This window comes from Undibacterium paludis (assembly GCF_022568815.1).
Lineage (GTDB): Bacteria > Pseudomonadota > Gammaproteobacteria > Burkholderiales > Burkholderiaceae_D > Undibacterium.
Genome location: NZ_JAKZHX010000008.1, coordinates 262,117 through 273,840, shown reverse-complemented (window position 1 = coordinate 273,840; position 11,724 = coordinate 262,117). Strand labels below are relative to the sequence as shown.

At 51.2% G+C, this 11,724-nt stretch carries 15 protein-coding genes; 9 read left to right on the top strand and 6 right to left on the bottom strand.

The window, feature by feature from the left end:
• Positions 1-29: 29 nt before the first annotated feature.
• The 3 genes from LZ463_RS15515 to LZ463_RS15505 all read right to left on the bottom strand — a co-directional run bounded on the left by LZ463_RS15515 (position 30) and on the right by LZ463_RS15505 (position 2,036).
• Positions 30-794 carry a helix-turn-helix domain-containing protein gene (locus LZ463_RS15515; protein ID WP_241456728.1) on the bottom strand — a complete coding sequence of 255 codons (765 nt, stop codon included), beginning with the start codon at positions 792-794 and terminating at the stop codon, positions 30-32.
• A gap of 71 nt (positions 795-865) precedes the next feature.
• A complete protein-coding gene (locus LZ463_RS15510; protein ID WP_241456727.1) occupies positions 866-1,342 on the bottom strand; it encodes a phage tail protein in 477 nt (158 codons plus the stop codon).
• Between the two features lie 169 nt (positions 1,343-1,511).
• Complete coding sequence (locus LZ463_RS15505) at positions 1,512-2,036, bottom strand: DUF3224 domain-containing protein (RefSeq protein WP_489686124.1); 525 nt, start codon at positions 2,034-2,036, stop codon at positions 1,512-1,514.
• A 146-nt stretch (positions 2,037-2,182) separates the two neighbouring features.
• Here LZ463_RS15505 and LZ463_RS15500 point away from each other — a divergent pair, with 146 nt between their 5' ends.
• The 6 genes from LZ463_RS15500 to LZ463_RS15475 all read left to right on the top strand — a co-directional run bounded on the left by LZ463_RS15500 (position 2,183) and on the right by LZ463_RS15475 (position 6,522).
• Entirely contained in the window at positions 2,183-3,004 is an 822-nt protein-coding gene (locus LZ463_RS15500) for a helix-turn-helix domain-containing protein (protein ID WP_241456726.1), read from the top strand.
• 671 nt (positions 3,005-3,675) lie between these two features.
• Positions 3,676-4,437, top strand: a complete 762-nt coding sequence (locus tag LZ463_RS15495) for a CPBP family intramembrane glutamic endopeptidase (protein WP_241456725.1) — start codon at positions 3,676-3,678, stop codon at positions 4,435-4,437.
• A 58-nt stretch (positions 4,438-4,495) separates the two neighbouring features.
• The gene (locus LZ463_RS15490) at positions 4,496-4,813 is read left to right on the top strand and encodes a hypothetical protein (protein WP_241456724.1); all 318 of its coding nucleotides are present in this window, start codon (positions 4,496-4,498) and stop codon (positions 4,811-4,813) included.
• A gap of 56 nt (positions 4,814-4,869) precedes the next feature.
• Positions 4,870-5,208: a hypothetical protein gene (locus tag LZ463_RS15485; RefSeq protein ID WP_241456723.1), complete on the top strand. Its 339-nt coding sequence runs from the start codon at positions 4,870-4,872 to the stop codon at positions 5,206-5,208.
• Between the two features lie 142 nt (positions 5,209-5,350).
• Positions 5,351-5,881 (top strand): tetratricopeptide repeat protein, encoded by a 531-nt coding sequence (locus LZ463_RS15480; RefSeq protein WP_241456722.1) that lies wholly within the window; start codon positions 5,351-5,353, stop codon positions 5,879-5,881.
• Positions 5,882-5,910: 29 nt separating this feature from the next.
• Positions 5,911-6,522 carry a hypothetical protein gene (locus LZ463_RS15475; protein WP_241456721.1) on the top strand — a complete coding sequence of 204 codons (612 nt, stop codon included), beginning with the start codon at positions 5,911-5,913 and terminating at the stop codon, positions 6,520-6,522.
• A 441-nt stretch (positions 6,523-6,963) separates the two neighbouring features.
• On the opposite strand, the gene LZ463_RS15470 is transcribed toward LZ463_RS15475, so the two are convergent.
• The 3 genes from LZ463_RS15470 to LZ463_RS15460 are packed head-to-tail and all read right to left on the bottom strand — an operon-like array spanning position 6,964 to position 8,466.
• Positions 6,964-7,572, bottom strand: a complete 609-nt coding sequence (locus LZ463_RS15470; RefSeq protein ID WP_241456720.1) for a DNA-3-methyladenine glycosylase I — start codon at positions 7,570-7,572, stop codon at positions 6,964-6,966.
• Positions 7,573-7,575: 3 nt separating this feature from the next.
• Entirely contained in the window at positions 7,576-7,863 is a 288-nt protein-coding gene (locus LZ463_RS15465) for a YciI family protein (RefSeq protein ID WP_241456719.1), read from the bottom strand.
• Positions 7,864-7,887: 24 nt separating this feature from the next.
• Entirely contained in the window at positions 7,888-8,466 is a 579-nt protein-coding gene (locus LZ463_RS15460) for a TetR/AcrR family transcriptional regulator (protein ID WP_241456718.1), read from the bottom strand.
• 487 nt (positions 8,467-8,953) lie between these two features.
• On the opposite strand from LZ463_RS15460, the gene LZ463_RS15455 reads away from it, so the two are divergent.
• The 3 genes from LZ463_RS15455 (at position 8,954) to LZ463_RS15445 (ending at position 11,698) form a co-directional block, all read left to right on the top strand.
• Positions 8,954-9,802 (top strand): lipase family protein, encoded by an 849-nt coding sequence (locus tag LZ463_RS15455; RefSeq protein WP_241456717.1) that lies wholly within the window; start codon positions 8,954-8,956, stop codon positions 9,800-9,802.
• 132 nt (positions 9,803-9,934) lie between these two features.
• Entirely contained in the window at positions 9,935-10,711 is a 777-nt protein-coding gene (locus LZ463_RS15450; RefSeq protein WP_241456783.1) for a helix-turn-helix transcriptional regulator, read from the top strand.
• A gap of 93 nt (positions 10,712-10,804) precedes the next feature.
• Complete coding sequence (locus LZ463_RS15445) at positions 10,805-11,698, top strand: DMT family transporter (protein WP_241456716.1); 894 nt, start codon at positions 10,805-10,807, stop codon at positions 11,696-11,698.
• Positions 11,699-11,724 lie beyond the last annotated feature (26 nt).

Here is an 11,724-nt window from a genome sequence, read left to right as displayed (position 1 = left end):
GTCCATGCGTGGACTGCAATGGAGCAAGATTAGGGTTTTTTGAGCGCCAGTAATTGTATAAATCGGTCATCCCGGTTCTTATGCAATTCTTTGGGCGTCATGCCGGAATATTTCTTGATGTCCTTGATGAAGTGGGCCTGGTCGAAATAGAAATCTTCCGGATAGAACTTGCCTTCCTTGATCTGCACCAGGCTGGCGCGAAAGCGCAATATGCTGCAGTAGGCCTTGAGCGACATGCCAAACCACTGGTTGAAATAGCGGTTAATCTGCCGGCTGCTCCACTGCGCTGCGTCAGCAATATCCGCTACCGTCGCACTGCCCTTGCTGCTGTAGATGAGGTCAAACATCCTGCGTTTGCGCTCATCCACGCCGGGTTTGACCAGGCTGCTGATCTTGTCGTTGAGCTTGCCGCAGAACACATCAAAATCAGCCGCGTCCGCCATGCAGATGCCCCACTCTGCCGGATCGACCAGCATGCGGTCATCCAGTAAATGGGCAACGCTGGAGCCGAGCACATATTCCATGGCCAGCAGTTTAAAGCTGACCGATGTCAGGCGTGAACCCGGCATCACCGTGACGGGCGAGAGCTCACACTCCAGCCCGGCCAGGGCAGCATGGTAGGGCTCATGCGGTGACGAAAAAAAATGCAAGTCCACCCGGCCATCCGGCATGACGACCACGTTCTTGGGGATGTCGCTGATGCAGGTGACGGACCAGTAGCTTTCAATAAATTCGGCAAGATGGGGCGGCGGTTGCCGCACCTGGTAGGCAATAGCGGGAGTGAGGGCAGTCATGCGTGCAGCATAGCGGCTCAGCGCCGTACAGGCAATGGCCGCTGCACACCGGCCTGACCGCCTTGGCCGCTTCAGTATTTGACGATATAAGTCAGGGCATAAAATGGCGGACGGTTTTCATGCGACTTGCCGCCACCGGTATTATTGGTGCCGCCCAGGTTGGTGTTGGGATTGCTCTCAAACGGGATGTCGTCGTCACTTTCCCCCTGGAAGGACTGGTAATGCAGGCCAAAATTGCCGTTATTGATCTGGTGTGAATGCGATGGAATCTGGTCCACCGTCAGCGTCACCGACTCAAGCCCGCCGGTCTGGTTGATCGGATAGCTGCTCAGGTTGTCGCCCTGCCCCGCCCCAACGATGAAGCGGCTGCGCAGGTCAGGCACCTTGCCACCGCTCAGCAGCGGGAACAGGTTGGGATAAGTCGCCTGATCTATCGTCTGCCCGTTGCACAAGAGCCAGCCTTCTGGCGGGTTGGACCCGACATAGCTGGTAACGGTGCCGACTGGTATCGTGATAATGACCGTGTTGCTCGCGCTGACAGTATCCATGCTTCAAATCCTCATGATGATGTGCTGAAAATGTGCCCATAGCCAGACAAGTCTGGTTATATTCTCTTGTAAAATGCACATCAGCTTAATGATGGATTATTAAAAGATCAAGACAAAATCATGAGTAAATGACAAATACAACAATCACCCTGGTTTTCATTTCTGCATGTCAAGGCAGGCTATAGTCAAAAGTATAAAAATGCTGGCCATTGGTAATCTGTATTCCCATGTTGCCACTGATACCGGTCAGCTCACCGGTGCCGGAATCAGGGATGACCTGGATAAGCAGCTCAGGCGCACCCCGGTTCATGGTACCGGTGTGCATGAGCACAAAACTGCCCTTCCTGCCTTGCAGGCTGCCGGTCACCCGTTCAATGGCGACATAACCGGCAGACCCCTTAACGTCAGTACCGACAGACAGCATCTCACCCAGGCTGTGCGCATCCAGGTCGCCACTGAATTGTTTATCTATGCTCATGCGGCCCAGTTTGGCGGCTTCTATGCCCGCAGTGGCTGGCTGGGGAGCAAGCTTGACCTGGAAACTGCCGCTGGCATGCTGACTGTGTTGCATGGATTGCTCCTTTACAATAATGGCTGGTGAAGACGGGCCTGCCGCAACAGGCGACATGGCAGTGTACAGGCAGGCGCACAAGATGATGCTGATTGCACCCGACCCGGATAAATTTTTTTTCATGGCATCCTCATGGACAAGAGGCTGTCCCCTCTGTGAACAGCACAGGACAGATTAGACCAGCAACAGACAGGGCGATGATAGGAAAAACGCGACAGGCCGACAAACCATATGACAGACATAGATATAGGTATCAGCAAGGTGCAGGCATGAACACTGACCCGGCCCAGCAAGCAGAGCCGACAGGCAAACCGCGTGGCGTCTTGCGGCCCAGCTTTGCCCAGGGTGATTTCCAGCATCACCGGCAAGCCCCCTCACCTGCGCTCGCTGGCCTGGTCGAGCATTACTGGTACGTGGCCTGGGACCTGCGCGGCCTGCCTGCCCAACAGCAAGCCACCCTGCCCCACCCCAACATCCACCTGGTGGTGGAAAACGGTGAAGCCCGCATCTGGGGCGTACACAGCGGCCGCTTCATGCGCCAGCTACAAGGGCAGGAAAGAGTCTTCGGCATCAAGTTCAAGGCAGGCGGCTTCTACCCGTTTTACCGCCAGGCCATCGCCACGCTGGGCAACGGCTCCATCGCCATCACCGACTGCTTTGGCCAGGCCGGTGCAGATTTCTGCCAGCAGATACTGGCCGCCCACAGCCATACCGACATGTGCACGCTGGCCGAAGCATTTTTGCTGCAGCACCTGCCCCCGCCAGACGAACAGGTCGCCCGCGTCAGCGCACTGCTGGCAAACATCGAGCAGGACCGCAGCATCATCGCCGTCGAACAGCTGATGGACATCACAGGCATGGACAAACGCGCCCTGCAAAGACTGTTCCAGAAATACGTAGGCATAGGCCCCAAATGGGTCATACAACGCTACCGCCTGCACGAAGCCGTCGCGCAAGTACAAGCCGGCAAAACCCTGAGCTGGACCAACCTGGCCCTGGAACTAGGCTACTTCGACCAGGCCCACTTCGTACGCGACTTTCGCCAGCTGGTCGGCATGTCGCCGGGGGAGTATGAGAGGAGTTTGGGGTGAGTTGGGTATGTACATCGACGTACACCACGTGCTTACAGTCCCAAGTCACCGTACATGACAAAGCATTTGCAAATAAATCTAAAAAGTACGTTGCCATTCAGCAATACCCAAGTGCGCACGATTTTAGCAATGACTTTTTAGGGAAAGTTGATAATTGCAAATAATACATATTTAACTTTATTTTGCAGTCTAAATTGCCTTTCGTTTATGATTTTCTTGCTACGTAAAACCTTACATCAGAAAAATTGGCGCAAAGAGTGGTGTTAGCTGCAAAAGGCACTTTGCTTACTGGCCGAATCAAACCACAAAGTACGAATGCCATGGCATTGGGTTACCCTTTTGGGTGCCCGCAACATCAGTGTTGATCGCGTTGAAAATCGTAGAAAGCAATAAAAAAAATATTCAGAATTTTCAAAAGAAGTACCGTTTCGCGTAATGGATTTTGGTACCGATGTAACCGCATCGTTAGAAAACCCGCTCGACCATTGTGTGATTGTCGAAGGATCAAAGTAATCAAATCAATGCCAGCTTTTCAAGTCAGGTCAGGTTTTAGGAGATTCGCAATGCTTTACAAAGTTCAACCTCATCCTGCAATTTAAACCTGACCGTTTCCATTAGCCAAGTATTGAAAAATGTAGTTCGCACTTAAATTCGCCATAGAAGTCAGATAAATGGAAAAGAATGATCACTTGCTGTTCTTTGCAACGTTTTTTGTTTTTGCATTGAATGTTATCTTTGTTGAGTTCCCGATAGAGAAAATACCTCTGTGGGCAGCTTGCTTGTTGCTGCTGGTATCTGCGATTGCATTTGTGAGGGCAGAAAAGCGATTTCAATTCAGGTTAAACCAACTTTGGCAAAGCTTGTATCCATTCATTTATCTTGTCAGCTTCTCTTTGTTTTTGTATTTTTCGGGATATGTCGCAGAAATTTCATTCGAAGTATCAAAGCATATTGATCTTCGACTGGCGATAAACATCGTTGCAATTGCAGTGGGTGCAGCAGTTGCTGAAGAAATTTTCTTCAGAAAATTCTTGCTGGATTTATTTCAAAAAACAATGTCGAAACAAAAGGCACTTGTTTTAACTTCCCTGGCATTTTTTGCTGCCCATTTCTCGACTTTGCCAACATTTTTTTTATTTGGACTTTTTTTGGGGTATCTAACCTTACGTTATCAATCCATCGTGGCAGCGGTCACATTGCATGCCATGTACGATATTGTCGGTTTCAGCAGTAAAAATGCAGCGCTCCAGGCATACAAAATAAACGACACCATCAGCATTTCTGAATTGTTCCGAACTACCAGTGGATTTGCCTTAATCATTTCAATGCTTTGCTTATTGCTGAGCATCGCAATTGCTCGGATATTCAACAAAATTCGGAAGCGCCATTCTGAGAGCGAATTCAATCCTTTTGCAAATACACTGCAAGAATAGACATGTGTGAAATTACCTTACACTAACCACACCTATGCGTTTTTTTGAGAAATCAACTATGCGTTTTGCAAAATATCTTTTTATGTTTTTATCAGTCGGAATTTTTGCGTTGCCTGGCCCCGTTTTAGCAAAAGGCGGCAATAACAACAATAAAAAGGTTACGACCTTAAAAGAGGCAGAGAAAATTTCGATTGAAGCAGTTGCCAGGTATTCGCATAAAAAAGCAGAACTTTTTTCCTGCAGGTTAGTTGAAGAAAATAAAAAAGGGTGGGCTTTTGGATGCGAAGAAGGAGACTTGGACCTTCCGATAGGGGCAGTTACGATTGTATTTGTACAGAAAGAAAATGGCAGAGTTGAGATAGAGCCAGGAATGTGAGCACAAGAATTGATAGGCTTTCAAAGGGCAATTGTTTTTCTCACTTGGTAAAAACCATGTATTTCAAAAAATATTTTCTGGTACTTGGTGCATCGATGTTTTGTTTGTCAATAGCAGATGCTGGAAATGCAAAGATACAGTCTACAGTTTCATCTCAAATCAAGTCAAAAACGAAACTCACCGAGAAAAAAGTTTTATTGATAGCTCGGCAGATTGCAAAAATAAATGGCCTCAGACTAGCTGATTTTCAAGAACCTGAGGCTCATTATGAGCTTGTACATAAGGATCAATCCTGGGTTGTATTCTTTAAGAAAAAAGTAATGTCTGTCGATGGCGATATCATGATTATTGTTAACGATAGAACCAGTGAGTCCTACCTCCACCATGGCGGGTAGAGTCCTTCGGGATTTGACTTCTTTGAGGATGAGGGGAAATGTAGAATGGGGGTGGGCAACTTGCCGTCACTTGCGCCGGCCAGACCCTGCTCCCGCCAAAACCTTGACAGGTGTTCTTAATCTGTCTGCCGGCGAATACGCCATGATCAGCCTGCAAATCAACAGCCAATCACAATTCATGAATAATTCAGAGCAAAATGATTTATTGCAAAAATCGCGAACAAAAGTCGAGGCGGGCTCTTGCCGAGCGGCTTATAAGATACTGGTACCACTAATAAAAGCTAAATGTCCTGAAGCTTTATATTTATACTCGACATTTAGTTTTCTTCGCAAAGAAACTGATGAGGATTTTGAGCAGCGCTCAGTCAATCTGCTGACTGAAACTGCCAATTTAGGGCATCCTGAAGCTCTACACCGTCTCGGCGTCAAATACGATGCTGAGGACTTTTTTGTGAAAGACCTGGTGAATGCCTCCAATTTATTTAAGCGGGCAGAAAAAAGTGGAAATTCGAAAGCGAAAGCATTGTATGGATTAGATCTTTTCTATGGTTCAAATGGTGTCCCCCAAGACAAAACACTAGGAATAGAGTTTCTTCGTCAAGCAGTTGACGATAATGGTGATGTCACTGCGTATGACTTGAATACGATTTCACTACTAGTACTGGGCGAATAATTTTCGGTTAAGTATAGCTAAAGTTAAATATGGGCGTAAATATTGAGGTATTGATGGATGTTGAGCTTGCTTGTTTGGAAGTAAGCGAGATACTTGTGCGACTTCAGGCAACTCATTTGGACGTGATTGATTTATGGGATTCGTCGTTTGAAATTCCAGTTAATGCAGGCTTAAAAGCGTTAGATACTCATCGATTTAAAGATGAATATACTCAGAACTGGAGCGTACTTGGGCGTCAAGGGGGAAACTGTATTGTCAATTCAGTAGAAACGAATTCTATAGCCTTTTCTTTAAGAGGCCCTTATGGCTTTAGTGCAGAACTGTTTCAAGATTCAATTATTTTTGAACATGATACAAGATGGCGAGAGTTTAAAGATAATGTAAGCTTTCAGGAGCGATTTATTAAAACGATTGGCGTGTTTGCTAAATCACTTTCATCCAAGCAAATTTATTTTCTTCCAGATAGCTCATATTCCGGATCAGGGTGTGTTGAGATATTATCTGAAGGAGGAAAGTTCAAAGATGTCATTGACTGCTTGCTTGTATCAGGAGCTCATTTTACTTTTTTTCCTGAAAAAACATCAGATGAGAATTCTCGAATTTACATTTTATGTGACTCTAAAAAAATCGAACATATGTAGAAAACTTGAGTTCAACTCTCAATTTTCGAGGACCAGAGGCTCATTATGAGCTTGTATTTTTCAAGAAAGACGTCATGTCTGTAGAGTGCGACATCATGATTATTAATGACAGAACCGATGAATCCTACCACCATGGTGGATAAGTTTTTCGGATGCTGGTTTTTCTTGCTGGCGACGACACAAAATTTTTAATCATGGATTAGCGTGTGACTCAGTGTCGATTCAACTCTGCAGAGAACACTGTCACACGATACAGCTTACAACCCCGGCAAAACCGCCCCGTTTCATCCTGAAGAGCAGCCTGCGTTGATTGGGTGAGGATTTGCCGTGGACGACGCATGCCCTGTGTGCGGAGCTGGCGCGGCTGGCTTGCTGGCGGTTTGAGGTGGCGGTGGATGTCTAGGGCAGACGGGTGGGGGGTATTCCTGCAGTGCATTAATCTCACTTACCCAGCTTGAACCTCTCCCGCGCTTGCTGGACGCTGGCACGGGTCACGCAGTGTTCGGCGTGGTCGTTGATCAGGCCCATCGCCTGCATGAAGGCGTATACCGTCGTCGGCCCGACAAATTTCCAGCCCATTTTTTTCATATCCCTCGATAGCGCGATCGACGCTGCTGAGGTAGAAACGGTTTGCGGTACAGCTACCTCGTCTGGTGCTGGTTCGTAGCGCCAGAACCAGGCAGCCAGCGATCCTTCCCGCTCCACGATCAGCCTGGCGAGTCTGGCGTTGTTAATCACGGCTTCAATCTTGCCACGATGGCGGATGATGCCTTCGTCCTGCATGAGTCGCTGCACGTCGTTGTCACCAAAATTGGCTATCTGATGAAAGTCGAAGTCGCAAAAAGCAGCGCGGAAATTCTCCCTCTTTGCCAGGATGGTCCGCCAGCTGAGGCCTGACTGAAATCCTTCCAGGCAGAGCTTTTCAAATAAGCGTCGGTCGTCAGCAACCGGGAAGCCCCATTCGTCATCATGGTAACGCAGGAACTCGGGCGCGCTGGCGCACCAGCGACAGCGTTTAAGGCCGTCAGGGCAGACTATGGTCTTATCCATCCCTCACCCCAGCAAGAAGGAGAGGCGGTCATCAGCCCTGGATGGAGATATCTCAAGAATCTCCGCCTCGACCACCCTGGCAACGACGAAAGGGTCGTCAGCGACACGCGCCTGCAGCGCATCCAGCGCACAGCCGTGAGCGACGATTGCACCGCCACGGCGCGGCTGCAAGCTGCCAGCCACTATAAAAACACCGTCATCGAAACCCTGCTTCAGCCAGGCATTGTGCGCATCCATGTGCAGGGCTGCCTGATCTTTGTGTTCAGCGAACTTGAGTAGTACGATATGCATAACAGTTTTCCTCTTAGAACCTGTTTACGATCTTGGTCCGCGTTTGCCCGCCACGACTGCGGCCAGCCAACGATACATTTGATCGACTTCTGATTTGATGAAAGCCTCGTCATGGAAGGCGTTCGCCATTGTTGCCACACCCTGGCTACGCGCCAGCAGATGCATGGCCAGCATGTCGGCATCTTTCTTCTGCCCCAGCGCGACGAATTGACGCGTCAGCCAGGCCCGGAACAAAGTGAACAAAGAATTGGCTTGTGATTGTGAGGCGTGGTCCAGCTTGGCGAGTTCGCTGGTCAGTGTGCCAACCGGGCAACCATGCATCATGATGCTGGCACGGTTGGTGATCAGAATGCGGATGAAACAACGGATGCGCTCTTCCGGCGAGCCGCCCTCGACGTCCCACTGTTCGAGCATGGTCTGGATTTTCTCAGCGCGCAACGCGATGACAGCCGTCAGGATGTCGTCTTTGGATTTGAAATGGTAGTAAAAATTTCCACGAGATATACCTACCGCATCGGCAATATCGGCAAACGAGGTGTTGTCGAAACCGTGCTCATAGAACAACTGATCAGCGGCTTCCAGGATGTGGTCGCGTGTTGGCATTTTGATGAGTAGTTGGCAAAAATAGGACATTTGTCCTAAATCATATTAGGACAAATGTCCTATCCTGTCAACAAGCTATTTAGGACTTACGCAAAACCGCCCCAGCTGCGTTGTTAGCTCCTAGCCGTACTAAAGTACTGTCTTCGTCGCTACGGTGTAGTCGGGGTTTCAGACAATAAATTGTCTGCCGACGCAACGAACCACCCCTGCAAGGGTGGTTTTTAAAGCGATAGGTGTAGTTGGGGTTTCGGACAACATGTTGTCCGCCAACGAAACGAACATCCCTTGCAAGGGATGTTTCCTAAAGCGATAGCCTTGCTGGGACAATTTTGCGTAAGTGCTGCTATTAAATGTCTCACTCAGGTCGTCTCGAACGAGCGTCAGCAGCATGGCAGCGACACAACAGAATTACTTGCAAAAATTTTAATCATGAATTAGCGTGTTAAATCGTATCCATTTAGTGCCGATTCACCTTTGCGGAAAACACATGTCACACGATACAGCTTACGACCCCAGCAAGACCGCCCTGTTCCACCCTGAAGAGCAGCCTGCGCTGCTGGGGGAGGATTTGCCGTGGACGACGCATGCCCTGTGTGCGGAACTGGCGCGGCTGGCTTACTGGCGGTTTGAGGCGTCAGCGAATGTCAGGGACAAGCTGGCAGCGGTGCTGGCGCAGGCGGGGTTTGCTGTGCCGGTGTTTTTTGTCAATGCTGACAGCGGCACCCAGTGTTTTGCCACCAGCAAGGCTGGCTCGGTGTATGTGGCCTTCAGGGGGACGCAGCCGGATGACCCGACAGATGTATTGACCGACGCCCTGTTTTTGCCAGTGCAGTGGCAGGGGCCGGGGCGGGTGCATGATGGTTTTTTGCGTGCCTACAACAGTGTTGCCGCCGCTCTCGATGACTGGCTGGCGGGCCAGCCTGCAACCAGCAGGGTGTACCTGACCGGGCATAGTCTGGGCGCGGCGCTGGCCACGCTGGCGGCGGCCTGTACTAATGGCAGCCACCTGGTGACGTTTGGCTCGCCGCGCGTGGGTGACGCCGCCTTCGTCGCTGCCTTCACTGGCCGGGCGGTGGACCGCTATGTCAACTGTACCGATATTGTCACGAGCCTGCCGCCGGAGTCGGAATACTATGAGCATGTCAGGGGTTTGCATTACCTGAACCGCCATGCCCGCCTGATTGTCGCTGCCAGCGAGCTGGACATATTGCAGGACCAGACGATTGCCAGGGCAGAATACCTGCTTGAATATAGCTGGAAGAGTGCCAATGTCGGCTTTCGTTCCCTGGCTGACCATGCGCCGGTCAATTATGTGCGGGCCGTGCTGAATTTGTGAATGTTCAGCCGCCGGCATGTGTCGTTGCCGGAATCTGACGGTCGCGCTACACTGTTACAGCCACTAACTGCCCTGATTTTCATTCAAATACAAGTCCTGCCTGTGTCTGTACCAGCTCAAAAACCATTTGTCATGTTGCGCTGCCATCTGCCGGGTGTAGAAGCGGTGCAGGCGCAATCGAAGCATTCTTTCGGGCGGCATATGCATGCGCAGTTTGGCATAGGCGTGGTGTTGCAAGGTGCGCAAAAGTCCTTGAGCGGCGTGGGTATGGTCGAGGCTGTGGCGGGCGATACCATTACGGTCAACCCCGGTGAAATCCACGATGGCGCGCCGCTGGGCGACGCCGGGCGGTCGTGGCAGATGCTGTATTTTGAGCCGGAACTGATTAGCAGCCTCATGGCTGACCTGAGTGAAGGCAAAACCAGCGAGGCCGAATTCAGGCTGCCGGTGATTGCTGACAAGCTGATCAGCCGCAGTGTGGCGCAACTGTTTGCCACGCTGACAGCGCCACATGCCAGCGCCCTGTCTGCCGAGGAGCAGATGCTGTTTTTGTTTGCCCGTGTCATGCAACAGTCAACGGCCCCCGGTCAGGTGGCAATGCCTGCCATCCATCATGCGCGCAGCCTGATTGATGACAACCCGGCCGCTGCATTGAGCCTGGAAACGCTGGCAGCGCAAAACGGGCTGAGCCGCTTCCAGCTCTTGCGCGCCTTTGCCAGGGTCACGGGGATGACGCCGCATGCCTATATTTTGCAGCGCCGCCTGCAACTTGCCCGCCGTCTGATCAGCAAGGGTGTGCCGCTGGTGGAGGTGGCGATGGAATGCGGCTTTGCTGACCAGAGTCATCTGACGCGCATGTTCGTGCGCAATTTTGGCGTGTCACCCGGCAGCTATGCCAGCCTGGGGTAGACCAGACCGAGCCTAAGCAAGGCTGCAATTTTATTCAAGACCCCTGCTCTTCCCGCTGGCACTCTTTTGTTTTTTAAAACAGAGGAGCAGATCATGTCGGACAGATTATGGGGATATGTGTACCTGGCGCTGGCGATGGTGCTGGTTGGCAGTACGGTGGTAGCAAGCAAGATCATGGGCAATGGCTTGCCGGTGTTTTCTGCCACGGCGCTGCGCTTTGCGATTGCCTTCCCCTGTTTTTTGCTGCTGATGCGTGTGTTTGGCGTACGCCTGCCCAAGATGAGCAGACGTGACTGGCTCTTGCTGGTCTTGCAGGCGGGTGCGGGCAGTGTCGGTTATACCACCTTGCTGATTGCGGGTTTGCATCTGACTTCTGCTGCGGATGCGGGCGTGATGATCGGTACCCTGCCCATCGTCTCTGCGGTGATTGCGATTGTCTTGCTGGGCGAAAGGCCGCAAGTCAGCCAGTTGCTGGCTGTGCTGCTGGCAGGTGCGGGTGTGCTGTCTATCGCCGTCCAGCCTGCGGGCGGTGACGGCCATTCCCTGCTCGGCAATGGCCTGGTGTTTGCCGCCATCATTTGTGAGGGCCTGTTCATTCTTCTCAACAAGCGCCTTCAGGCCGACCTTACTCCACTGGCATTGTCCACTGTCATGACCGGTTTTGGGCTGGTGCTGTCCCTGGTCCCGGCCCTGTTTGAAACGCCCTGGAACATTCCCTTTGACAGCCTGGCCATCTGGGCTGCCGTCTACTATGCCATGGTGCCGACGGTCGCCGGGTTCTTGCTGTGGTATGCCGGCATCGCCAGGGTCAGTGGCAGTGAAGCCGCCTTGTTTACGGCAATGGCCCCGGTTTCTGCCCTGGTGCTGGCGGTCTGCCTGCTCGGCGAGGTGCTCAATGGCAGGCAGATTTCTGGCATGGCTTGTGTATTGCTGGCCATAGCGGGAATGGGTTTTCTGGCAAAGTATAAAGATAAAATGCGAGGATAAGACGCAGGGGGAATGTTGTCGGCGGC